This is a genomic window from Gordonia sp. Z-3, assembly GCF_036233855.1.
GTDB classification, from domain to species: Bacteria; Actinomycetota; Actinomycetes; order Mycobacteriales; family Mycobacteriaceae; genus Gordonia; species Gordonia tangerina.
Genome location: NZ_JAZARS010000009.1, coordinates 227,560 through 250,565, shown reverse-complemented (window position 1 = coordinate 250,565; position 23,006 = coordinate 227,560). Strand labels below are relative to the sequence as shown.

The following is a 23,006-nucleotide window of genomic DNA, read 5'->3' as shown; positions in this document are numbered from 1 at the left end:
TCCGAACCCGGAAGCTAAGCCCTCCAGCGCCAATGGTACTGCACCCTAACCAGTGTGGGAGAGTAGGACACCGCCGAGCACAATTTGAGCTACGGCCCTGTATTCGATACCACTTCGAATACAGGGCCGTTGGCGTTTGAACGCCGAATCCGTACTCTTTTCGTTGCGGGATCGGCGAACATGGATGGTCCCGTGAGAACCGACCACCCGAAAGACTCCGAGGCATAGATTGGCTGGCTATGAGTGACCGTGACCGTACCCCACGTCGTGATGCCGGACAGCGTCGTGACGGGGGTGACCGCCGCGACGGGGGTGCTCGTCGCGATGGTGCGCCCCGCCGAGAGGCCGCTCAGGATCGATACGGCCGACAGGGTGCGTCACGACAGGACGGCGGTAACCGGGGTTCGGCACGTCCGGATCGTGGGACCCGGGGGACCGGTTCGGCTGGCCGGCCAGATGAACCGGCGCTGCCCGAGGACGTCGCCGCGTCGGATCTGGACTCGGAAGTTCGTCGAGATCTGCTCACTTTGGACAAGACGAACGCGGAGAACGTGGCACGGCACCTGGTGATGGTGACCCGTCTGCTCGCCGACGATCCGGCAGCCGCCCTCCTACATGCCCGGGCCGCGCGCCGTCGTGCCGGCCGGGTCGGGTTGGTTCGTGAGACCCTGGGCATCGCCGCCTACAGTGCCGGTGAATGGCAGGAAGCGGTTTCCGAACTCCGTGCAGCTCGCCGAATCACCGGTAACCCGGGTTTGTTGCCCCTGATCGCTGACGCCGAACGTGGCCTGGGTCGACCGTCACGGGCGATCGAGATCGCTCGGAGCGACGACGGTCAGGCATTGACCGGGGAGGATCGCACCGAGATGCGGATCGTGGAGAGCGGCGCGCGCATCGACCTCGGAGAGGCCGACAAGGCCGTCGTCACCCTGCAGAACGAGGATCTTTCGCCCGGTCGGGCCGGCACGCCGGTCGCCCGCCTGTACTACGCCTACGCATCTGCGCTGCTCGCCGCGGATCGCGCCGACGACGCAGTTACCTGGTTCATGAACGCAGCTGCGGCAGACGTCGAGGACGTGACTGACGCCGAATTGCGGCTGGTGGCGCTCGCCGAAGGCGACCCCGGCGACCAACCGGATGTCCAGACCGTGAAGGAACCGAGCGACAGCGACCGGGTCGGCGGTGGCGAGGTCGAGCGTGAAGCGGTCGTCAGTCGGCAAGGCGATTTGATGACTCCCGAGTCACACGCCGGAGAGCTCGGAGAGACCGTTGTGACGAACGAGTCGGCGGCAGCGGAGCCCGACGTCGCCGCCGACATGCGGGTCGCCGCCGCGGCCGGTCCGGTGGATCAGCCTGCCACGGAGGGGGTGTCGGAGCCGAGCGGATCGCAGCCCGCGGCCGACTCGCTGGTGGCGCGCTACGACGCACTTCTGCTCGACCTCGACGGCACCGTCTACGCGGGGCATCGTGCACTACCCGGCGCGCGGGAGACCCTCGGCGAGATCGACACCGCACGGTTTTTCGTGACCAACAACGCGAGTCGCCGCCCTGCCGAGGTGGTCGACCACCTCACCGACCTGGGGTTCGAGGCCACCGCGGACCAGGTGGTGACCAGCGCGCAGTCGGCGGCCCGACTGCTGGCCGAACATCTTGCGCCCGGTTCACGTGCACTGGTGATCGGTACCGACGGCCTTGCCCAAGAGGTCCGCGAAGTCGGTATCGCGGTCACCCGCAGTGCGGCCGATCGTCCCGCAGCGGTGATCCAGGGGCACTCTCCGCAGACTGGTTGGGCCGAGCTTTCCGAAGCGGCACTGGCCATCGACGCCGGCGCCCTCTGGATTGCCTGCAACACCGATGCCACGCTGCCGTCGGAACGTGGCAAGCTGGTCGGCAATGGCTCGATGGTCGCGGCAGTGGCCAATGCCACCGGTAAACAACCCCTGGTGGCCGGTAAGCCCGCAGCGCCGCTGATGGCCGACGCCATCGCCCGCAGCCGAGCGACTCGGCCGTTGGTCGTCGGTGATCGCCTCGACACCGATATCGAAGGGGCGCATGCCGTCGGCCTGGACAGCGTCCTGGTGCTCACCGGCGTGAGCTCGGCGACCGATCTGCTCAACGCGCCCCCCGAACAGCGTCCGACGTATGTCGTCGGGAATCTGACGGACCTTTTCGCAGCGGCGGACACCGTGCGTATCGGTGCCCACGACGGATGGGACGTTGCGATCAACGGGACGGTCGTCACGGTCAGGTCGACCGGGAGGGGTGAGCCCCGCAGTGTGCTCCCTGCGCTCGCGTGGGCGGTGTGGTCGGCTGCCGACGAAGGGGCGCTCGATCTCTCCGAGTTGTCCGTGACCAGCCCGGACTCCGACGTGTTGAGTGTCTTGGAAGCGGTCGGAGTCAAGGCCGTGCGATAGCCTGGGAGCCGCGATGACCGAACCCCACCTGGAGAGCGCCGACGGACACCGGGCCGCTACGCCCCGCCCGGCCCCGAACATGATGCCGCGCGCTGTCGGCTCCACGATTGCAGCCGATGAGACCAGCGAAACGCGGGATCCTGCGTCGGTGACCGGTGCCGTCGGCGCGATCCTCGAGCAGGTCGATGAGATCCGACGAGCAACCGGCGATCGCTTCGATCTGGCCGCGCTCGGGCAGCAGGCCGACTTACTCGAACGCGCCCACGACGTGCTCACCACAGCGCTCGAGGATGTCGATCCTCGATGAGGCACTGATCCGTGGCGCCACGTGCACGACTTGACGCCGAGCTCGTCCGGCGCGGTCTGGCCCGGTCGCGCGAGCAGGCGAGGACGCTGATCGCCGACGGGTTGGTCAAGGTCAACGGTGTGCTCGCGGCCAAGCCGGCAACCAATGTGGGCCGTGACACGCCGATCGTGGTGGCCGACACCGTCGGTGAGGACTGGGCGTCTCGCGGTGCCCACAAACTGTTGGGTGCTCTGGAGGCATTCGAACCATCCGGGTTGACCGTGCGTGGCCGGCGCTGTCTGGATGCCGGCGCCTCTACCGGTGGGTTCACCGACGTACTGCTGCGGCGCGGCGCGGAACACGTCGTCGCCGTGGACGTCGGCTACGGACAACTGGTGTGGCGGTTGCAGAACGATCCGCGGGTGACGGTGCACGACCGTACCAACGTGCGCCATCTCGACCCCGAGGACATCGGCGGTGCGGTCGACATGGTGGTGGCCGATCTGTCGTTCATCTCACTCGGGCTGGTGTTGCCGGCACTCGCTCGTTCGGTCCGGGCCGGTGGCGATCTCGTCCCGATGGTCAAACCGCAGTTCGAGGTCGGCAAGGACCGGGTGGGTGCAGGTGGCGTGGTGCGCGATCCCCAACAGCGTGTCGACGCGGTCGTCGGTGTGGCGCGTACCGCCCGCGATCTCGGCCTCGTAACCCGTGGCGTGGTCGCCAGCCCCCTGCCCGGGCCGTCGGGAAACGTCGAGTACTTCCTCTGGTTGCGTCGGGAAGATGCGCAGCGACCCGGAGCTGCCGCAGCGGGCGACCGACCCGACACCCACCGGCCCGGCGCCGACCCGGTGGCTGGCGATAGGGTCGGAGTTCGAACAGACGTGACGCATGGTGCCGACGACGCCATCGTGTCCGGGCCCGACGCCCCAGAGCTCATCGACACCGCACTGATCGAGATGATCACCCGGGCCGTCGCGGACGGGCCGCGCTGACAGACGAAGGGACCACTGTGGCCAACGAGGAGGTCGCCGGCCGGGGGGAGCATCGGGAGTTCCTGGTGGTCGCCCACACCGGTCGCGAGGTCGTCACACAGACGATGGATGCCATCGCGCGACACTGTGCTGCCGCCGATGTGCGGTTGCGGGTCGTCGACTACGACACGCGGCACGCGGCCGATGAACCCGCTCCCACGAAACCCGGCCGCGAACGGCCGACGAGTCATCCGGTCGATCCCGAACATCTGCGTAATCTCGGAGCCGCGGTCCAGGTGACCACACCGGAACCGGCATCGGCCGAGGGCTGTGAGGTGGTGATCGTCCTCGGTGGCGACGGCACCTTCCTGCGCGCTGCGGAACTGGCTTATCCGGCACAGGTTCCGGTGCTGGGTATCAATCTGGGCCACATCGGCTTTCTGGCCGAGGCGGAGGCCAATCGTGTCGATGCCGTCATGCAGCAGCTCATCGCGGGTGACTACCGGGTGGAACCGCGGATGACCCTCGATGTGGCGGTGATAGACCCGACTCAACCCGACGCGCCGGTCGCGCGGACCTGGGCGCTCAACGAGATCGCCATCCTCAACCGAACCAACAACGGCGTGCTGGAACTCGTCACGGAGGTCGACGGGCGTCCGGTTTCCGCGTTCGGTGCCGACGGCGTGCTGGTGGCGACCCCGACCGGGTCGACGGCCTATGCGTTCTCGGCCGGTGGGCCGGTGATGTGGCCGGATCTCGAGGCCATCCTGGTGGTGCCGAGCAACGCTCACGCGCTCTTCGCCCGTCCGTTGGTGACGAGCCCGCGATCGCAGATCGCGGTAGAGATCGACAAACGTGGCCGCGCCGGTGTGGCACTGTGCGACGGACGACGCCGGATCGACGTCTCCGCGGGCGCTCGCGTCGAGGTGGTCCGCAGCGAGCGGTCGGTGTTGTGGGTGCGCATCGACTCCGACCCGTTCACCGACAGACTGGTGACCAAATTCGATCTGCCCGTGACGGGTTGGCGAGGGAGGCAGGCCTGACGTGCTGGAAGAACTGTCGATCGAAGGCCTCGGCGTCATCGAGCGGGCGTCGGCACAATTCCACCCGGGCTTCACGGCGCTGACCGGCGAGACAGGCGCCGGCAAGACCATGATCGTGACGAGTCTGCACCTGCTTTCGGGCGCGCGGGCCGACGCGTCGCGGGTGCGATCGGGCGATGCGAAGGCCACCGTGGAAGGTCGGTTTCGCCTCGCGACGCCGGATGGTGCCGACGGAGGCGCGACGGTGGACCCGGTGGTCGACGAGATCCTGGAGGCGTCGGGAGCCGATGTGGACGAGGACGGCACGCTGATCGCCATCCGATCGGTGGGCACCGACGGCCGTTCGCGGGCACACCTGGGCGGTCGGTCGGTGCCCGTCGGTGTGATGGGCCGGATGACCAATCAGCTGCTCACCATCCACGGCCAGAACGATCAGCTCCGACTGATGAAGCCCGAACACCAGCGCGCGGCGCTCGACACCTTCGCAGGGTCGGCGGTGCGCAGTGCCGTCGACGCCTATCGAACCGCTCGCCAGGCGTGGATCGGGATTCTCGATGATCTCGACGCCCGCCGCACCGACGAACGTGAACTCGCCCAGGAGGCCGATCGGCTCCGATTCGGTGTCGATGAGATCGCCGCGGTGGACCCGCAACCCGGTGAAGACGCCGAACTCGCCGCCACGATCCACCGGCTCACCGATCTGGAGAGCATCCGGACCACGGGTGCGCACTCGCACGCGATCGTCGCCGGCGACGACGGCTCCGTTGTCGACGCGCTCGGTCAGGTGCGCAGCCTGCTCGAAGCGGCCGGCGACGAGTCGCTGCGCGGCCTGCTTCCGCGCGTGAGCGAGGCGCTGACCGTGATCACCGATGTCGGCGAGGAGCTGTCGGCGTTCCTGTCCGACCTGCCCGCCGACGCCGAGGAACTCGACAAACTGCTGACCCGGCAGGCAGACCTGAAATCATTGGTCCGGAAGTATGCGCCGGACATCGACGGGGTCATCGCGTGGCGTGACAGTGCCGCCACTCGGCTGGCCGAGATCGACGATCCCCAGCACTCCATCACCGAGCTCGAGTCCGCCGCCGCGGCTGCCCGCGACAAGGTCACCGAGGCCGCTGCCAAACTGGGGCGCCGTCGGCGAACCGCTGCCAAGTCGATGGCCGCCAAGGTCTCCGCGGAACTCGGCGGACTCGCGATGGGTGACGCCGCGCTCGCCGTGGAGGTCGCCCCCGAGCCGGCCGCCGACAACGATCGACTGGCGATCGAGATCGACGGCGTACGAGCGCATGCCGGTGCATCGGGTGCCGACCGCGTCGAGTTCTCCTTACTCGCCCACAAGGGCGCGACGCCGTTACCCATCGCGCGATCTGCATCCGGTGGCGAGCTCTCCCGTCTCATGCTCGCCCTGGAGGTTGTACTCGCTGCCCCGACCAGTGGATCGGTGATGGTCTTCGACGAGGTCGACGCGGGCGTCGGCGGTCGTGCGGCAGTCGAGATCGGGCGTCGGCTGGCGCGCCTCGCCCGAGCGCACCAGGTGATCGTCGTGACCCACCTTCCGCAGGTGGCGGCTTTCGCCGACAATCACCTGGTCATCGGAAAGAACGCGGCCAAGGGCAAGAACCGTCCGCACAGCAGCACAGTGCGCACCCTGGATCGCGACGAGCGTGTTGCCGAACTCGCGCGCATGTTGGCCGGGCTCGGCGACTCCGACACCGGCCGCGCACACGCAGAGGAACTCCTGGCCACCGCGGAGACCGAACGCACGTCGGTCGCCGCGGAGTAGCGATCCACGGCTCCCGGCGAGTCGTTGCAGATGTTGCTCGTGTGACAAAAGTTGCAATTGTTGCGGCGCGCCTCCACGATTTCGGCGTCTTGCGTGTCGATCATGAGCGTCATGAAGATGCCTGCACTGCTCGCCCGCACCACCACCGAACTGCCTGGCGTCACCGGAATCGCCAGGATCGACAAGAACACTCGGCGCCTGCTCGACCGTGTCGGTCCGGGCGACATCGCCATCCTCGACGAGATCGATCTCGACCGGGTGACCGCAGACGCGCTCGTGCAGGCGAATGTGGTGGCGGTGGTCAATGCCGCCCCGTCGATCTCGGGTCGGTATCCCAACCTCGGTCCGGAGGTTCTCGTGGCCTCGGGGATCGTATTGCTCGACAACGTCGGCGATGAGGTGTTCAAGCGGGTGAAGGACGGCGCGAAGCTGCGCGTCGACAACAACCGCCTCTATGTCGGTGAGCGCAGGCTTGCGATGGGAACCGAACTGGCCGAGCACGACATCGCCGATATGATGATCGAGGCCAAGACCGGGCTGGTCGATCATCTGGAAGCGTTCTCCGGCAACACGATCGAGTTCATTCGAAGTGAATCGCCGTTGCTGATCGACGGTGTCGGCGTCCCGGATGTGGATGTGAATCTGGCGGGACGGCACGTGGTCGTGGTGGCCGACGGCCCCGACCGCGCCACCGACCTCAAGTCGCTCAAGCCGTTCATCAAGGAGTACTCGCCGGTGCTCGTCGGGGTGGGCGCCGGCGCCGACACCCTGATGAAAGCCGGCTACAAGCCCTCGCTGATCGTCGGCGACCCCGAGGAGATGAAGACCGCGACCCTGAAATCGGGTGCCCAGCTTGTCCTGCCGGCCGACACCGACGGCCACGCCCCGGGCCTTGCCCGCATCCAGGACCTCGGTGTGGGCGCGACGACGTTCCCAGCCGCCGGGGGTGCAGCCGACCTCGCATTGCTGCTCACGGACTACCACGGCGCAGATCTGATCGTGACTGTCGGCTACGGGGGTACGCTCGACGACTTCTTCGACCGTTCACGACGGGAGAGCAATCCGTCGACCTTCCTCACCCGCCTCAAGGTGGGTCCGAAACTGGTTGACGCGAAGGCGGTCGCCACGCTGTATCGCAGCCGGGTGTCCGGTGCGGCCATCGCATGCGTGATCCTAGCCGCGCTGATCGCCGTGATCGCGGCGATCATGTTGTCCAACATGGGTCCTGAGATCATCGACTGGTCGGTAGCGCAATACCACCAGGCCGTGGACTGGGCCCAGGGAGTGTGGAACAGGTAGTCGATGATCTCACTACGCCAGCACGCGATCTCCCTCGCCGCGGTCTTTCTGGCGCTGGCGTTGGGACTGTTCCTGGGATCGGGATTCGTCGGAGACCGGGTGAACTCGTTGACCGGCGCATCCCGGGACCGCATCGGCGATCTCGAGGCCGAACGCGATCACCTGAACGAACAGCTCAACGCCGCCAACAGCTTCGACGCGGCGGTCGCGCCCCGTCTGATCAGCGGTGCGCTCGCCGATCAGTCGGTCCTCGTGGTGACCGCACCGAACGCCGCGGATAGCGATGTCGATGCGGTCAAGGAAGCACTGTCGACGGCGGGTGCACGTTTCGCCGGGCAGATCGCATTGACCGACGAACTCGTCACCGATCAGAACGCGGAACAACTGCGCACCATCGTCGATCAGACCATACCCGCCGGCACGACCCTGCGAGCCGAGCTGACGGACTCAGGCGGCCGCGTCGGGGACCTACTCGGTGCACTGTTGTTACATCCCGAGGGACGAACGGCCGCCGACGCCGCCGACATCCGGCTCGGATTGCAGGCGCTACGGGAGGGTGGCTTCATCGCCGCGGCCGACCGGACGATGTCGGGAGCCGACCTTGTCGTGGTGGTGACCGGCGATGCGCTCGGCGACGACGCGGGTGCACAGGGCCAGCTGGTGGCCCGGACCGCGGCGGCCATGGCCGCCCGTGGACAAGGCGGTGTCCTGGTGGGGCGTGCGGGCTCGGCCGAAGGTGGGTCGCCGATCGCGGTCGTGCGCTCGGATCCGGCGTTGGGCAACGCGGTGTCGACCGTGGACAACGTCGACCAGCAGACCGGGCTGATCACGGCGGTGTTGGCGCTGGCCCAGGAGTCCGACGGGCAGACCGGCGCCTATGGCACCGGGGCAGGCGCCCGGGCGATCACCGTCGGGGCGGCCCCGGGCCCGGCCGCGTGAGGGCAGATCGGTGCCGAGCCGGTGTCGTGGCAGTCGAACCGTCCGCGAGGTGTTACCCTGGAGTCCCGTAGGTAATCAGGGTTTTCTGGCCTGGATCGGCCGACGGGAGACGCATTTTGCGACCACTGCGCCACATGCACGATGGCACCAAACACATCTTCGTGACCGGCGGTGTCGCGTCGTCCTTGGGTAAAGGACTGACCGCATCGAGTCTCGGACAACTGCTCACCGCACGTGGCCTGCGCGTCACGATGCAGAAGCTCGACCCGTATCTCAACGTGGATCCGGGCACCATGAATCCGTTTCAGCACGGCGAGGTCTTCGTCACCGAGGACGGAGCCGAGACCGACCTCGACGTCGGCCACTACGAACGATTCCTGGACCGCAACCTGTCACAGTCGGCCAATGTGACGACCGGGCAGGTCTATTCGACCGTCATCGCCAAGGAACGTCGCGGGGAGTATCTCGGCGAGACCGTTCAGGTGATCCCGCACATCACCGACGAGCTCAAGGCCCGGGTGCTCGCGATGCGCGAGCCCGGGGAAGACGGCGAGGCCCCCGACGTCGTCATCACTGAGATCGGCGGCACCGTCGGTGACATCGAGTCGCAGCCGTTCATCGAGGCGGCCCGACAGATCCGTCACGACGTCGGTCGTGACAACGTGTTCTTCCTGCACGTCTCGTTGGTCCCGTATCTGGCGCCGTCCGGCGAACTCAAGACCAAACCCACGCAGCATTCGGTGGCCGCGTTGCGCAATGTCGGTATCCAACCCGACGCGCTGATCCTGCGATGCGATCGGGAGGTCCCTGAGGGGCTCAAGAAGAAGATCGCATTGATGTGCGATGTCGAGATCGAAGGTGTGATCTCCACCCCCGACGCCCCGTCGATCTACGACATCCCCAAGGTGCTGCACCGGGAGCAGCTCGACGCCTATGTGGTCCGCAAACTGGGTTTGCCGTTCCGCGACGTCGACTGGACCGAATGGGGTGAGCTGCTGCGGCGGGTGCACGATCCGCGAGAGACGGTGACGGTCGCCCTGGTCGGCAAGTATGTCGACCTGCCCGACGCCTACCTGTCGGTCACCGAGGCCATCCGCGCCGGCGGTTTCGCATGGAAGGCGCGGACCGAGATCAAATGGGTGCCTTCCGATGAGTGCGCGACCCTGGAAGGCGCGCAGGCCGCGCTCGGTGACGTGCACGCAGTGCTGATCCCAGGCGGTTTCGGTATCCGGGGCATCGAGGGCAAGGTCGGTGCGATCGCATATGCCCGCAAGCGCAAGATCCCGCTGCTGGGATTGTGCCTCGGCCTGCAGTGCGTGGTGATCGAGGCCGCACGCAGCGCGGGACTCGATGGTGCCAGCTCCGCCGAGTTCGACCCGGACACGCCCTATCCGGTGATCTCGACGATGGCCGATCAGACCGAGGCGGTGGCCGGAGAGGCAGATCTTGGCGGCACGATGCGGCTCGGTGCCTATCCGGCGCACCTGGAGCGGGGCAGCGTCGTGGCGCGGTCGTACGGTGCCACCGAGGTATCCGAACGTCACCGTCATCGCTATGAGGTGAACAACTCCTATCGGGACAAGATCGCGGCGGCGGGACTGGTTTTCTCCGGCACCTCACCGGACGGACACCTGGTGGAGTTCGTCGAGTACCCGAAGTCGGTGCATCCGTTCCTCGTGGCCACTCAGGCGCACCCGGAGCTCAAGAGCCGGCCCACCCGGCCGCATCCGCTGTTCCGCTCGTTCATCGAGGCTGCCCTGAAATACAAGGCCGAGGAACGTCTGCCTGTCGATCTCGGCGACTACGACGACCAGTCGGCCGACGATGCTGCTGCGATCGACGAGATATCGGGTACCGAGCTCGCCGGCGCAGACGAAGTCGGTGACCGGGAACCCAGCGCTTGAGCGGCAGGGCTGCGGCCGACGGCCCAGACGCGCCGGGCGGCCACGAGTTCGCCGTGCGGGGCACCCGCACGGTCTACGACGGTGCGATCGTGACCCTGCGCGTCGACGACGTGCAGATGCCGGGAGGCCGTGTCGCCGAACGTGAGGTGGTGGAACACTACGGCGCGGTCGCCGTGGTGGCGCGTGACGAACAGGGACGCATCGCGATGGTGCGCCAGTACCGGCATCCGATCGGTCGGCGACTGTTGGAACTTCCGGCCGGTCTGCTCGACGCAGGCCCCGACGAGACGCCCCTGGAGGCCGCGCAGCGCGAACTGGCCGAGGAGGTGGATCTGGCCGCCGACCGTTGGCAGGTGCTCGTCGATCTGGCGCTGTCCCCGGGATTCACCGATGAGGCGTTGCGGCTCTACCTCGCCGAGGGTGTGCGGGTCGTCGATACCGCAGAGCGCCACGACGAGGAGGCCGACATGGCGGTGGAATGGGTAGCGCTCGACGACGCGGTCGACCGTGTGCTCGCCGGAGAGATCGTCAACGCGACGAGTGTCGCCGGGATCCTCGCGGTCGCCGCCGCCGAGGCGCGCGGCGCCACGCTGCGTGCGGTCACCGCGCCGTGGCCGGACGAACCGACGGCGCTGCGCGAGCGCCGGCCCACGCGGTGAGTGCTGCTACCGTGCCCACCGACACCGCCGCCGAGCACGTAACCCGTTATCTGGACCATCTGACGGTGGAGCGCGGGGCGGCGCCCAACACGGTCAACTCCTACCGACGTGATCTCGCGCGCTACGAGCAGTTCCTGAACGCACGCGGGATCGACGGACTCGACGAAGTGGCCACTGACGATGTCCGCGAATTCCTCGTCGAACTGCGGCGCGGTGACCCCGACGCCGGGCTCAGTCCGCTCGCCGACAGCTCCATCGCGCGAACGCTGGTGGCGGTGCGAGGGTTCCACAAGTTCGCGACTGCCGAGGGCATCGTGACCACCGACGTCGCACACGCGGTGCGTCCGCCGCGTCCCGCGCGTCGGCTACCCAAATCACTGCCCGTCGACGACGTGCTGGCGATCCTGGAGTCCGCCGGTGCCGACGATCAGCCGCGCGGACTTCGGGATCGAGCGTTGCTCGAGTTGCTCTACAGCTGCGGCGCGCGCATCTCGGAGGCGACCTCGCTGGACGTCGACGACATCGACACCGACGCCCGGGCGGTGCGGCTGCGCGGCAAGGGGGGCAAGGAACGGGTGGTGCCCGTCGGTGGTCCCGCGGTCGAGGCCCTCGAGGCGTACCTCGTACGTGGCCGTCCCACGTTGGTCCGCCGATCGGAACCGGCACTGTTCCTGAACGTGCGCGGAGGGCGGCTGTCGCGGCAGAGTGCGTGGCAGGTGCTCGTCGACGCGGCGCAACGGGCCGGACTCGACACCGCGGTGTCGCCGCACACGCTGCGCCACAGCTTCGCCACCCATCTGCTCGACGGTGGTGCCGACGTACGTGTGGTCCAGGAGCTCCTCGGTCACGCCTCGGTGACGACCACCCAGGTGTACACATTGGTGACGGTGAACACCATGCGTGAGGTGTACGCCACGGCCCATCCGCGGGCCCGGTGAGCGCCGATCGGCAGGACGCCCTGTTTTCCATCGGCGATGCTCCGCAGGATCAGGCATCCGACCCACTAGGCTGGCAGGAACGCGTTGCGGTCGAGAAAAATGAAGGGAGCTGCGGACACGTGAGCACCCCGGGGGCACCGCGGTCAGCCGCCCACGAGCAGTACCGCATACCGGTCTCGCCGTCGCACGACTCGGACGAGGACGCCGAGCACCACAACGAGATCGGGCCCACCGGCCGCCCGTACCGGGAGATCCCGGATCCGAGACCACTCGACCGGCACGGTCCGGCCACGGTCGTCGCGGTGTGCAACCAGAAGGGCGGCGTCGGCAAGACGACGTCGACGATCAACCTCGGCGCCGCCCTCGCGGAATGCGGGCGACGGGTGCTGCTGGTGGATCTCGACCCGCAGGGCGCGTTGTCGGCCGGGCTCGGCGTGCCACATCACGAACTCGAGCAGACCGTCTACAACCTTCTCGTCCCGCCGCAGGCGGCAACCGACGATGTCCTGATGCGTACGCGTGTCGAGGGCCTGGATCTGTTGCCGAGCAACATCGACCTGTCGGCGGCCGAGATCCAGCTGGTCACCGAGGTGGGCCGCGAGCAGTCATTGGGACGTGCGCTGCATCCGGTGCTCGACCGTTACGATTTCGTCCTCATCGACTGTCAGCCGTCGCTGGGGCTTCTCACGGTCAACGCGCTGGCCTGCGCGGACACCGTCGTCATCCCGATGGAATGTGAGTACTTCAGCCTGCGCGGGCTGGCCTTGCTGACCGACACGGTGGACAAGGTGCGCGACCGGCTCAACCCCCGACTGACCTTGGGCGGCATTCTCGTCACCATGTTCGACGCCCGCACACTGCATTCGCGTGAGGTGATGTCGCGAGTCGTCGAGGTATTCGGCGATGCCGTCTACGACACGGTGATCAGTCGCACTGTGCGGTTCCCGGAGACCAGCGTGGCTGGTGAACCGATCACCTCCTGGGCGCCCAAGTCGGCGGGCGCGAACGCGTATCGTGCGCTGGCGCGCGAGGTCATCGCCCGCGACGACGAATCGGCATGACCGACGGCTCGCCCGGTGCCGACCCGGCCGCGGTCGAGACCATCGCAGCCGACGTCAGCGACCCGGCCGCCGCCGATCGGCTGCCCAGTCGACCGGAAACGGCGCCCAGTGAACGGGAAACGGCGCCCAGTCAACCGGATACGAGGAGTCCTGCGGAGTCCGAGGAGAAGCCGACCGGCTTCCAGGTGCGTCTACCCAACTTCGAGGGTCCGTTCGACCTGTTGCTCAACCTGATCAGCCAGCATCGCCTCGACGTCACCGAGGTGGCCCTGCACGAGGTGACCGACGACTTCATCGCCTACACGCGTGACCTGGGCGCCGAGGTGGGACTCGAGCAGACCACCGAATTCCTGGTGGTCGCTGCGACCCTGCTCGACCTCAAGGCCGCTCGGCTGCTGCCGTCCGGAGAGGTCGACGACCCCGAGGATCTGGCGTTGCTCGAAGCGCGCGACCTGCTGTTCGCCCGCCTCCTCCAGTACCGCGCCTACAAGCAGGTGGCCGCTCTGTTCGGCGAGCTGGAAGCAGCAGCGCTGCAACGCTATCCGCGTTCGGTGTCGCTCGAGAAGCAGTTCGAGGAGCTGTTGCCCGAGGTCACGCTCGGGGTGGACGTCCGCGGATTCGCCGGTGTGGCCGCGTCCGCGTTCACACCCCGCCCCACACCGACGGTCGGATTGGATCATCTGCATGACAGCCATCGTGTGTCGGTTCCCGCACAAGCCCGCCGGATCGCTGATCTGCTCACCGCCCACCCCGGTGCTTGGCTGACCTTTCACGACCTGACCGTCGAATGTGCCGACGGGCTGGAGGTGGTCGGAAGTTTCCTGGGCCTACTCGAGTTGTACCGCGAGCGGGCCGTCGCGTTCGAGCAACCCGAGGCCCTCGGCGACCTGCGGGTCAGTTGGACAGGGGACCGCACCGTAGAGGAATTGAGTATGGACACCGCAGAGGACTACGGATGACCGACCAGACAGACGCCGCCGCGGACCCGGCGACCGAGCAGGCACTGTTCACCGAGGACGCCGAACCCGCGCTCACCGACGCTCGTCTGCGATCCGCCCTCGAGGCGGTTCTGTTGGTGGTCGACACCCCGGCGACCGTGGCGGAACTCGCCTCGGCGGTGGATGAGGATCCGGCCCGCGTCCGAACGATGGTGACCCGGATGTCAGAGGAGCTCACCACTGCCAACAGCGGCATGGATCTGCGTTACGCCGGTGACGGTTGGCGCTACTACACGCGAGCCGAGTACGCGCCGTATGTCGAGCGGTTGTTGCTCGACGGGGCCCGGTCGAAGCTCACCCGCGCCGCCCTGGAGACGCTGGCAGTGGTCGCCTACCGGCAGCCGGTGACCCGAGCGCGGGTGAGCGCGATCCGCGGCGTCAACGTCGACGGTGTGATCCGTACCTTGGTTGCCCGCGGCCTCATCAGCGAGGTGGGGGCCGACCCGCAGACCAGTGCGATCACATATGCGACGACCGAATTGTTCCTCGAACGCCTCGGGCTGGCATCGCTGTCCGAGCTCCCGGACCTGGCTCCGCTACTTCCCGATGTCGACGTCATCGACGACCTCGATGACGAGATCTCGTCGGATCCACGATTCGCCAAACTCGGTGCTCACCGGTCAGACTCGACAGAGAACATCTCGTCCGGATCGGACGTCGACGACCGGTCGGCGCCCGATTCGGGCACCGACGATCAGGATTTATGACATGGCATCCGCTAGCCGAGACGGCACACCGGGCCCGCGCAAGAAGTCGGCGCGCGGTCAAAACACGGGCAAGACGACCCGCAAGGCCGGCGCCAAGGGCGCAGGGGCCAAAGGTGCGGCCAAACGAAACCCGCAGGTCGCGGGTGGCTCCACGAAGAAGACCCACCGCAAGGGTTCGTCGAAACCCGACGTGACGTCGGGCAAGGTGCGGCTCAACAACGCCAAACCTGCACGACATCAAAACGTTGACGTCCAGGCCGCCGAATCCGGCGCCACCTACGTCAGCGACGGTGTGCGGTTGCAGAAGGTTCTCGCTGCGGCCGGGGTGGCCTCGCGGCGCGGGGCCGAGGAACTCATCGCCGCCGGGCGCGTGGAGGTCGACGGCGAGATCGTCACCGAACAAGGCCTGCGCATCGACCCGGACACCGCGGTGATCCGGGTGGACGGGGCCCGCGTCATCATCGACGAAGACAAGCAGTACCTGGCCCTCAACAAGCCCAAGGGCTGGCAGTCGACGATGTCCGACGATCAGGGTCGACCCTGCGTCGGCGACATCGTCGCCGAGCGGGTGATGGCCGGGCAACGGCTGTTCCACGTGGGCCGGCTCGACGCGGACACCGAGGGGTTGCTGCTGCTCACCAACGACGGCGAGCTCGCGCACCGACTGATGCATCCCTCTTATGAGATCCCGAAGACGTATCTGGCCACGCTGCGCGGCGAGGTGCCGCGTTCGCTGGGCCGCGTACTCAAGGGCGGCGTCGAACTCGAAGACGGGCCGGTGTCGGTCGACTCGTTCACGCCGGTCGAGGTCCACGAGGGGCAGTCGCTGGTGCGCATCACATTGCATGAGGGACGCAATCGCATCGTGCGTCGGATGATGGAAGAGGTCGGTTTCCCGGTGACCGCGCTGGTACGCACTCACGTCGGCGCGGTCGCGTTGGGGGAGCAGCGCCCGGGCAGTCTGCGTGTGCTCGGGAAGAACGAGGTCGGCGCGTTGTACAAGGCGGTCGGACTGTGAGCGAGGCAACGGTGCGCGGCGGCACTCCGGGTGACGGCGACGCAGCGGGCACACGTGTGATTGCTCTCGACGGGCCGGCCGGCACCGGCAAGTCGACGGTGTCCAAGGCACTCGCCGATCGGGTGGGTGCGCGAGTCCTCGATACCGGTGCGATGTACCGGGCCGCCACCCTTGCGGTATTGAATGCCGGTGTGTCGCTGCAGGACCTGCCCTCGATCGAGGACGTGGTGCGTGGCGCCGACATCCGTCTCGACATCGCCGACCACGGCTGCGTGAGTTATCTCGACGGTGTCGACGTCTCTGCGGCCATCCGTACCGATCGGGTGACCGACGCCGTGTCTGCGGTATCTGCGGTTCCGGCGGTGCGCACCAAACTCGTCGCGGTCCAACGCCGAGAAGCCCAGGGCGCTTTCGTCGTGGTGGAGGGCCGCGACATCGGCACGGTGGTCTTCCCGGACGCCGATCTGAAGGTGTTCCTCACCGCGACGCCTGAGGCGCGAGCGGTCCGCCGGCACAAGCAGAATGTCGCGGCCGGTCGGCCGAGCGATTACGACGAGGTGCTCGTCAGCGTCAATAGGCGTGATCACCTCGACTCGACGCGTGCCGTATCGCCGCTGCGGCCCGCAGACGACGCGGTGATCGTGGACACCAGCGACTTGACCCTCGACCAGGTGATCGACACTCTCGGCGGCCTGGTCCGCGACCGGATCGGAGTGCAGTCGTGACCGAACACAGTGGCGTGGGGGAGGAACTCACCCTTCCCGGTGACGGAACCTGGAATGACGAGTCGGATTGGGAGCTCGGCGATCTCGGTGCCGACGGGCAGCTGATCGACGCCACACCGGTGCCGGTGGTGGCCATCGTCGGACGCCCCAACGTGGGCAAATCGACGTTGGTCAACCGTATTCTGGGGCGTCGCGAGGCAGTGGTCGAGGATATCCCCGGCGTGACCCGGGACCGCGTGTCCTATGCCGCGAGCTGGTCGGGTCGACGATTCACCGTGGTCGACACCGGCGGCTGGGAACCCGATGCCAAGGGGCTGCAGCAGGCGGTGGCCACCCAGGCCGAATACGCCATGCAGACTGCCGACGCCATTGTGTTGGTGGTCGACGGAACGGTCGGCGCCACGAGTACCGATGAAGCCGTCGCGCGGGTGCTGCGCCGGTCGAAGACGCCGGTGGTGCTGGTGGCCAACAAGATCGACAGTGAACGTGCCGAAGCCGATGTCGCCACGCTGTGGTCGCTGGGACTGGGCGAGCCGTTTCCGGTGTCGGCGGCACACGGCCGCGGCGCAGGGGATCTGCTCGACGTGATCCTCAACATGTTGCCCGAGACACCGCGCGAGGCGCCAGCACTGGGCGGCCCACGCCGTGTCGCGCTGGTCGGAAAACCCAACGTCGGCAAGAGCTCGTTGCTGAACAAGCTCGCCGGCGCCGAACGCTCGGTGGTCGACAACGTCGCCGGCACGACCGTGGATCCGGTGGACGAGTTGATCGAACTCGGCGGTGAGACATGGCAGTTCGTCGACACGGCAGGCTTGCGTCGCAAGGTGCGCACCGCCAGCGGGCACGAGTACTACGCGTCGCTGCGAACACGCGCCGCCCTCGACGCGGCCGAGGTCGCAATCCTGCTCATCGACGCGTCGGAGCCGATCACCGAGCAGGACCTGCGGGTGCTGTCGATGATCATAGAGAGCGGCCGGGCGCTGGTGATCGCATTCAACAAGTGGGATCTCGTCGACGAGGACCGGCGTTACCAGTTGGACAAGGAGATCGACCGCGACTTGGCGCGGGTGCCGTGGGCGCGGCGGGTCAACATCTCGGCCAGCACGGGACGTGCCGTGCAGAAGCTGGTGCCGGCACTCGACGGGGCGTTGGAGTCATGGGATAAGCGGATTCCCACCGGCCGGTTGAACAACTGGCTCAAAGAGGTGATTGCCGCAACACCGCCACCGCTGCGTGGGGGGCGGCAGCCGCGAGTCATGTTCGCCACCCAGGCCGCGACCCGGCCGCCGACGTTCGTGTTGTTCACGACCGGATTTCTGGAGGCCGGCTACCGTCGATTCCTCGAACGTCGACTGCGCGAGGAGTTCAACTTCGACGGTTCGCCGGTGCGGATCAACGTCCGGGTGCGCGACAAGCGCGAGCAACGCCGCAAACGCTGACCGTGCACGGCTACGGCCGGTGGGCATGCGATACTGCCACTCGTGCTCATCATCGGAATCATCCTGTTCGGAATGCTGATCGGCGCGGGTGCGCAACTCATCCTCGGGAAGGGCGCCAAGGGGATCGACTGGGGTCTGGCCATCGTTGCCGGACTCGTCGGCTCCTTTGTCGGTGGCTTGCTCCTCAGCCTGCTGTCCGGTGACGGTCTGAACTTCCGGGCCAGCGGAATCATAGGCTCCATCGTCGGCGCCATCCTGATCACGGCCGGCTGGATGTACGCCAAAGGCCGCTCCGCGGCAAACTGATCTGTCCGTCCGGTCAGCATCGTTCCGCAGCCCTCTGACCAGGCGATTGGATAGAAACGGTGCTTGTCGGCTAATGTCATCAAGGCCCCGCTCGCGGGGTAACGGGCTGTGGCGCAGTTTGGTAGCGCACTTGACTGGGGGTCAAGTGGTCGCAGGTTCAAATCCTGTCAGCCCGACCATCAGGAACCCCTTCGACCAGCGTCGGAGGGGTTCCTTTGTATTTGTGTGGCCTTGTCTCTCGGGCCCCTTGTCTCTCGGGCCCCTTGTCTCTCGGGCCCCTTGTCTCTCGGGCCACAGCGCGCTGCGGTCAGCCCCGCCAGCCCGGCGTCACACCTGCCGACCCGCAGCCCAGACGCTCGAAGGCCGCGGCCGACGGGTAGTACCGGCCGACGGGGAGGTAGGGCCCCATCGTCGCCTTCTCCTGGCCGGGAATCGCGCGCTGCACCGAAGCCGAAAAGCTCGGGTCGGGCAACATGTTGCGGAGCAACACCATCGTCTGCTGACGGCCACCGGCCGGTAGCCAGGTGACCCCGCATTCGGCGGTGGCGGTCGACGGGCGGGCGTCGACGGCAGAAATCACGATCGTGTAGTAGCCGAGTTCATCGACGGGGATCTCCTCGTCGTGGGCGCAGCCCAGGTACCCGGTGGTGGGAAGATCCTCGGTGCAGATCGACCAGTATCGGACCTGGCCGGTACCCATGGTCGGTGTGCCGTCAGCGGTGCGCGGCGCGGTCGGCGCCCGGCCACGCAACACCAGCACCGGACCGAATCCGGCGTCCACGTTGGAGACGACGTACTTGTTGTCGGGGTTGTCGAAGAAGCCGCCCTCCCCGAAGCGGTCGGCGAAGGGGCCGATGACCGCACCGCCGCCGGTGCGTCGGGTCACGCCGTCCGCGACCGCCTGCGCGAGCCCGGTGAACTTTGCCCAGCCCGGCGGATCGTCGCCGTAGGTCCCGGCCGGGTCGGTCACCGCGGCAGTAGGCGCCCGGCCGAGGTCGGAGATGCCGGTGTCCACTGCGGTGGGTGCGGCGCCGGGACACGGTTCGAGGGTGCGGCGCGCGCCGCCGGCCTCCACCGCGACGAGGTTCGGGAGCGGCACACCGCCGGCCTGGTCGGCACCGTCGTCCGGCACGTATACGCGCCAGACCACGATCGCCAATCCCGGCGGTGAGGTACGTAATCCGTCGGCGCTTGTGGTGTAGAGGGTGTTGTCCGGGCGCCCGGCCCGTGGCGCGGCGCCGTCCACGAGCCGCACGGTGAAGTCGCGGTGCGCCGAGGTACGCTCGGCGCCCGGCAGATACGGGTTGACCCCACCCTCATCGGGGCCGATAGCGGTGTCATACAGCCCGTCCACCGACTGGGTCGTGGCCGAATAGGTGGTGACCGAGAAGTACCGGGCATGCGGATACCGGCCGCTGATCTCCACGTGGCCACCGGTGGGGATGCGGACCACACTGGCCCAGTACGACGCCGCCGAATCCGGGAACGCGATGTTGTTGGCGTCGGTGGCGAACTTGGTCGGCCACGCACAGCCGTCGAGCCGCGGCAGATCCGCCTGGGCGGGGGTCGGCGGCGCGAGGATCGTCGCCACACCGGCAACCGCGAGTGTGCAAAGCCACCGGAGCAGGCCATGGGTCGGTCGGCGGCGGTGGGTGCAACTCACCTTGGTCATCGTAGGGCCCAGCGACTGGCTGCGAGGATCTTCGTCGTGCCGGCCGCCGCCGCGAGGCCGAGCATTCGAGCAGCTCGGCGGTGAGGCGATCCGATGACGTCGTGACGGTCGCCATCCGATCGCCTTGCTAGGGTCGTCCCTGGTCGGCAGGCGTTCTGCTCGGCCGGTCCAGCCCCATTCCGGCACTGAGGGCCCCTCGTTGCCGCTGCATTCTTCGATGAGGCCATGAAACACATAGAGCGCCCCGATACCCGGTTCATCTCCGACGACGATCTCGACGTCGCCCCTTGGCGGCTGAGGCTGGAGCGGTGGATCGAATCACCGCGCGTGCAGTGGTTTGTGGTCGGGGTGATCGCGTTCAACGCCGTGGTACTCGGTGCGCTGACGACTTCGTGGGGCCGCGGGAGTGGGCATTCGGTCCTCAGCCTGCTGGACAACGCCTGTCTGGCGATCTTCGTCTGCGAGATCTCCTGCAAGCTGATCGCGGTGGGGCCCAGGTTCTTCCGGTCGGGATGGAACATCTTCGACTTCGTGGTGGTCGCAGTCTCACTGGTCCCCGCCTCCGGCGCGAGCAGTGCGCTGCGCGCCATTCGGGCATTACGGATTCTGCGACTGGTGTCGGCGTTCCCGCAGATGCGTCGGGTGGTGGCCGCGGTGTTCGCCGCAGTACCCGGGATGATCTCGATCATCGCGTTACTGGGTCTGGTCTTCTACATCGCCGCGGTGATGGCCACCAGCATGTTCGGCGAGAAGTTCCCCGAGTGGTTCGGCGATCTGGGTGCCTCGGCGTACACGCTGTTCCAGATCATGACCCTGGAGAGCTGGTCGATGGGTATCGTCCGGCCGGTCATGGAGGTCTACCCGTGGGCGTGGGCGTTCTTCGTCCCGTTCATCGTGCTCAGTGCGTTCACCGTGCTCAATCTCTTCCTGGCCGTCATCGTTGACTCGATGCAGGCCATCCAGCGCAGGGACGATCCCGACGCCGAGTCGAGCGAGGCCGCCGGTATCGCGGCCTCGGCCGCACCGGCCCTATCCGGAGAGCAGACGGCAGAACTACGGCAGGAGATCGCCGACCTCCGGACGACGATCACCCTGCTGCACGCCGAACTGCGGGCCGGTGAAGACGACAGCCTCGCGGATCCGCGCTGAGCAGGCGGTGCCGGTGTGGCACGCCCTTGACGAGCGCAGCTGACCCTCGTCCGGCCGGCCAGCCCGGATAGAACGTGAGGCCGGCGGGATTTGCCAGAATGGGCGGGTGCTCACCCCGGACGACATCCGCAACGTCGCATTCGCCAAGCCACCCATCGGCCGACGTGGCTACAACGAAGACCAGGTCGACTCATTCCTCGACGACGTCGAGACCACCATGCGCGAACTCTACGCACGGTTGGCACGCTACGAGGGGGAGCGGCCGACGTGACGTCGACACCCGGGAACTCCCGACCGACCACGTGGCGCGAGATCGTCGCCGCAGATCCCGGCCACTCCCACCGCTACCGCGAGCGATTCCGTGAGCTTGCGGCACGTGGCCAGGACATCAACGGTGAAGCACGTCTGATCGACGCCATGGTACGGCGCGGCGCGCATGTTCTGGACGCCGGGTGCGGCGCCGGACGGCTCGGTGGATACCTCCACGCCGCAGGGCATTCCGTGGTGGGTGTCGACGTGGATCCGGTGCTCATCAACGCTGCCCGCACCGACTACCCGGGCCCGACCTGGCTCATCGGTGACCTCGCCGAACTCGGTCTGCCCGCAGCCGGGATCGACACCGCGTTCGACATGATCGTCAGTGCGGGAAACGTCGTCACATTCCTCGCCCCCGACGACCGACGCACGGTCCTCGCCCGGTTCGCCGAGCATCTCGCGCCCGACGGGCGCGTCGTGGTCGGTTTCGGAGCGGGCCGAGGTTACGCGTTCGACGAGTTCCTCGCCGACGCCGCCGCCGGAGATCTGGTGAGTGAGGTGTTGCTGTCGGCCTGGGATGTCCGGCCGTTCACAGCGCAATCCGATTTCCTGGTTGCGGTGCTGCGGCGTTCCGCACCGTGATCGCGCCCAAACTTTCGCAACTTGTTTTACTTGTTTTGCCCTTGTAGGTCCATACAATGGAGGGCATGCCTGCCACGACCACGCCCGGTGACGACCGCACCACGACCCGGCGGGCGTCTCGGGCCGAGAATGCGTCAGCTGGGCACCGCGGTCGAGCAACGTCGACCGCTTTCACGGAGGCTCTGAGTGACACACTGAGCAGTGTTCCCAAACCCGCCCGCGACAGTTTCCTGCGCAGCGTCACCGGCGACGACCAACTCGACAGTTCCCTGTGGGGACGGGGTCCGTCGGCGACGCAACGCAAGCAGGCGGCGCTGGAGAATCTGCGCCGACAGTTCGCCGCCCGGTCGGCGGTGCTCGAGTACTCGCTGACCCGTGCCGAGGCAGCTGACCTGCTCGAGGTGTCCGAGCAGGCGGTACTCGACCGCATCAAGGCCGGCGACCTGCTCGGGTTGAAGAAGGGCCGGGAGTGGCGGCTTCCGCTGTGGCAGTTCAACGCCGGCTGCGCCCACGGCTTCGTCCCCGGGCTGGCACGGCTACGGGACTCGTTTCCCGGCGGTGTGGTGTCGCTGACCGAGTGGGCAGCCACCCCCAACGTCGACCTCGACGGCGCGACGCCCACCCAGGCGTTGGCCGCCAACCGGATCGACGACGTGATCGCGGTTGCGGCCACCAGCACCTCGGCGGCGTGGTAGCCGTCCTTGCGGCACCCGTTCGCCCGGTCAGCGGGGGACGGGCCTGGACTTGGCGATGGCGTGACCCGACCCCGGCCCACCCGTGGTATTGGTGTCGGATCTA

The 23,006-nt window shown here is 67.6% G+C and carries 21 protein-coding genes, 1 tRNA gene and 1 pseudogene; 22 read left to right on the top strand and 1 reads right to left on the bottom strand.

All coding sequences use genetic code 11. From position 1 onward, the window contains the following. Nucleotides 1-239 precede the first annotated feature (239 nt). The 18 genes from VX037_RS13095 (at nucleotide 240) to VX037_RS13010 (ending at nucleotide 18,669) form a co-directional block, all read left to right on the top strand. Nucleotides 240-2,414, top strand: a complete 2,175-nt coding sequence (locus VX037_RS13095) for an HAD-IIA family hydrolase (RefSeq protein ID WP_328714603.1) — start codon at nucleotides 240-242, stop codon at nucleotides 2,412-2,414. A gap of 13 nt (nucleotides 2,415-2,427) precedes the next feature. Further along, a complete protein-coding gene (locus VX037_RS13090) occupies nucleotides 2,428-2,721 on the top strand; it encodes a hypothetical protein (protein ID WP_266061493.1) in 294 nt (97 codons plus the stop codon). 11 nt (nucleotides 2,722-2,732) lie between these two features. Next, entirely contained in the window at nucleotides 2,733-3,692 is a 960-nt protein-coding gene (locus VX037_RS13085; protein ID WP_235724279.1) for a TlyA family RNA methyltransferase, read from the top strand. A gap of 17 nt (nucleotides 3,693-3,709) precedes the next feature. Then, entirely contained in the window at nucleotides 3,710-4,714 is a 1,005-nt protein-coding gene (locus VX037_RS13080) for an NAD kinase (protein WP_328714600.1), read from the top strand. Between the two features lies 1 nt (nucleotide 4,715). Beyond that, the gene (gene recN, locus VX037_RS13075; RefSeq protein ID WP_328714598.1) at nucleotides 4,716-6,497 is read left to right on the top strand and encodes a DNA repair protein RecN; all 1,782 of its coding nucleotides are present in this window, start codon (nucleotides 4,716-4,718) and stop codon (nucleotides 6,495-6,497) included. 111 nt (nucleotides 6,498-6,608) lie between these two features. Continuing rightward, nucleotides 6,609-7,796 carry a putative cytokinetic ring protein SteA gene (gene steA / locus VX037_RS13070; RefSeq protein ID WP_235724276.1) on the top strand — a complete coding sequence of 396 codons (1,188 nt, stop codon included), beginning with the start codon at nucleotides 6,609-6,611 and terminating at the stop codon, nucleotides 7,794-7,796. Between the two features lie 3 nt (nucleotides 7,797-7,799). Further along, a complete protein-coding gene (locus VX037_RS13065) occupies nucleotides 7,800-8,735 on the top strand; it encodes a copper transporter (protein WP_328714595.1) in 936 nt (311 codons plus the stop codon). A 134-nt stretch (nucleotides 8,736-8,869) separates the two neighbouring features. After that, entirely contained in the window at nucleotides 8,870-10,639 is a 1,770-nt protein-coding gene (locus tag VX037_RS13060; protein ID WP_235724274.1) for a CTP synthase, read from the top strand. Next, nucleotides 10,636-11,298 (top strand): NUDIX domain-containing protein, encoded by a 663-nt coding sequence (locus VX037_RS13055; RefSeq protein WP_266061488.1) that lies wholly within the window; start codon nucleotides 10,636-10,638, stop codon nucleotides 11,296-11,298. The genes VX037_RS13060 and VX037_RS13055 overlap by 4 nt, the downstream gene beginning before the upstream one ends. Before the next feature lie 11 nt (nucleotides 11,299-11,309). Continuing rightward, nucleotides 11,310-12,236, top strand: coding sequence for a site-specific tyrosine recombinase XerD (gene xerD / locus VX037_RS13050; protein ID WP_235724288.1), 927 nt, complete (start codon nucleotides 11,310-11,312; stop codon nucleotides 12,234-12,236). A gap of 119 nt (nucleotides 12,237-12,355) precedes the next feature. Beyond that, on the top strand, nucleotides 12,356-13,297 hold the full coding sequence (locus tag VX037_RS13045; protein WP_328714593.1) for a ParA family protein: 942 nt from the start codon (nucleotides 12,356-12,358) through the stop codon (nucleotides 13,295-13,297). Beyond that, nucleotides 13,294-14,256 (top strand): segregation and condensation protein A, encoded by a 963-nt coding sequence (locus VX037_RS13040; RefSeq protein ID WP_328714590.1) that lies wholly within the window; start codon nucleotides 13,294-13,296, stop codon nucleotides 14,254-14,256. The genes VX037_RS13045 and VX037_RS13040 overlap by 4 nt, the downstream gene beginning before the upstream one ends. Continuing rightward, a complete protein-coding gene (gene scpB / locus VX037_RS13035) occupies nucleotides 14,253-15,002 on the top strand; it encodes an SMC-Scp complex subunit ScpB (protein WP_328714588.1) in 750 nt (249 codons plus the stop codon). Before VX037_RS13040 ends, scpB begins: the two co-directional genes overlap by 4 nt. Before the next feature lies 1 nt (nucleotide 15,003). Further along, nucleotides 15,004-16,020: a pseudouridine synthase gene (locus VX037_RS13030; protein ID WP_235724269.1), complete on the top strand. Its 1,017-nt coding sequence runs from the start codon at nucleotides 15,004-15,006 to the stop codon at nucleotides 16,018-16,020. After that, nucleotides 16,017-16,745 (top strand): (d)CMP kinase, encoded by a 729-nt coding sequence (cmk, locus tag VX037_RS13025; RefSeq protein WP_328714585.1) that lies wholly within the window; start codon nucleotides 16,017-16,019, stop codon nucleotides 16,743-16,745. Before VX037_RS13030 ends, cmk begins: the two co-directional genes overlap by 4 nt. Next, nucleotides 16,742-18,184: a ribosome biogenesis GTPase Der gene (gene der / locus VX037_RS13020; RefSeq protein WP_235724267.1), complete on the top strand. Its 1,443-nt coding sequence runs from the start codon at nucleotides 16,742-16,744 to the stop codon at nucleotides 18,182-18,184. The genes cmk and der overlap by 4 nt, the downstream gene beginning before the upstream one ends. Nucleotides 18,185-18,226: 42 nt before the next feature. Continuing rightward, on the top strand, nucleotides 18,227-18,490 hold the full coding sequence (locus tag VX037_RS13015; RefSeq protein WP_328714582.1) for a GlsB/YeaQ/YmgE family stress response membrane protein: 264 nt from the start codon (nucleotides 18,227-18,229) through the stop codon (nucleotides 18,488-18,490). A 102-nt stretch (nucleotides 18,491-18,592) separates the two neighbouring features. Beyond that, nucleotides 18,593-18,669: transfer RNA gene (locus VX037_RS13010), tRNA-Pro, on the top strand. Nucleotides 18,670-18,797: 128 nt separating this feature from the next. Here VX037_RS13010 and VX037_RS13005 read toward each other — a convergent pair. Further along, nucleotides 18,798-20,153 (bottom strand): hypothetical protein, encoded by a 1,356-nt coding sequence (locus VX037_RS13005; RefSeq protein ID WP_328714580.1) that lies wholly within the window; start codon nucleotides 20,151-20,153, stop codon nucleotides 18,798-18,800. 234 nt (nucleotides 20,154-20,387) lie between these two features. Between VX037_RS13005 and VX037_RS13000 the strand changes: the two genes are divergently transcribed. The 4 genes and pseudogenes from VX037_RS13000 (at nucleotide 20,388) to VX037_RS12985 (ending at nucleotide 22,903) form a co-directional block, all read left to right on the top strand. Then, nucleotides 20,388-21,311, top strand: a complete 924-nt coding sequence (locus tag VX037_RS13000; protein ID WP_328714578.1) for an ion transporter — start codon at nucleotides 20,388-20,390, stop codon at nucleotides 21,309-21,311. 106 nt (nucleotides 21,312-21,417) lie between these two features. After that, a pseudogene (locus VX037_RS12995) lies at nucleotides 21,418-21,540 on the top strand (DivIVA domain-containing protein); the annotation flags it as partial. A 38-nt stretch (nucleotides 21,541-21,578) separates the two neighbouring features. Further along, the gene (locus tag VX037_RS12990; protein ID WP_328714575.1) at nucleotides 21,579-22,208 is read left to right on the top strand and encodes a class I SAM-dependent methyltransferase; all 630 of its coding nucleotides are present in this window, start codon (nucleotides 21,579-21,581) and stop codon (nucleotides 22,206-22,208) included. Nucleotides 22,209-22,273: 65 nt separating this feature from the next. Further along, on the top strand, nucleotides 22,274-22,903 hold the full coding sequence (locus VX037_RS12985; protein WP_328714572.1) for a helix-turn-helix domain-containing protein: 630 nt from the start codon (nucleotides 22,274-22,276) through the stop codon (nucleotides 22,901-22,903). The last annotated feature ends 103 nt before the right edge of the window (nucleotides 22,904-23,006 follow it).

Bases quoted from the DNA above. Each gene is read 5' to 3' on its own strand.
- VX037_RS13065 (WP_328714595.1), top strand. From the start codon at position 7,800: ATGATCTCACTACGCCAGCACGCGATCTCCCTCGCCGCGGTCTTTCTG.
- VX037_RS13060 (WP_235724274.1), top strand. From the start codon at position 8,870: ATGCACGATGGCACCAAACACATCTTCGTGACCGGCGGTGTCGCGTCG.
- VX037_RS13090 (WP_266061493.1), top strand. From the start codon at position 2,428: ATGACCGAACCCCACCTGGAGAGCGCCGACGGACACCGGGCCGCTACG.
- VX037_RS13000 (WP_328714578.1), top strand. From the start codon at position 20,388: ATGAAACACATAGAGCGCCCCGATACCCGGTTCATCTCCGACGACGAT.
- scpB (WP_328714588.1), top strand. From the start codon at position 14,253: ATGACCGACCAGACAGACGCCGCCGCGGACCCGGCGACCGAGCAGGCA.
- steA (WP_235724276.1), top strand. From the start codon at position 6,609: ATGAAGATGCCTGCACTGCTCGCCCGCACCACCACCGAACTGCCTGGC.
- VX037_RS12985 (WP_328714572.1), top strand. From the start codon at position 22,274: ATGCCTGCCACGACCACGCCCGGTGACGACCGCACCACGACCCGGCGG.
- VX037_RS13030 (WP_235724269.1), top strand. From the start codon at position 15,004: ATGGCATCCGCTAGCCGAGACGGCACACCGGGCCCGCGCAAGAAGTCG.
- VX037_RS13095 (WP_328714603.1), top strand. From the start codon at position 240: ATGAGTGACCGTGACCGTACCCCACGTCGTGATGCCGGACAGCGTCGT.
- VX037_RS13040 (WP_328714590.1), top strand. From the start codon at position 13,294: ATGACCGACGGCTCGCCCGGTGCCGACCCGGCCGCGGTCGAGACCATC.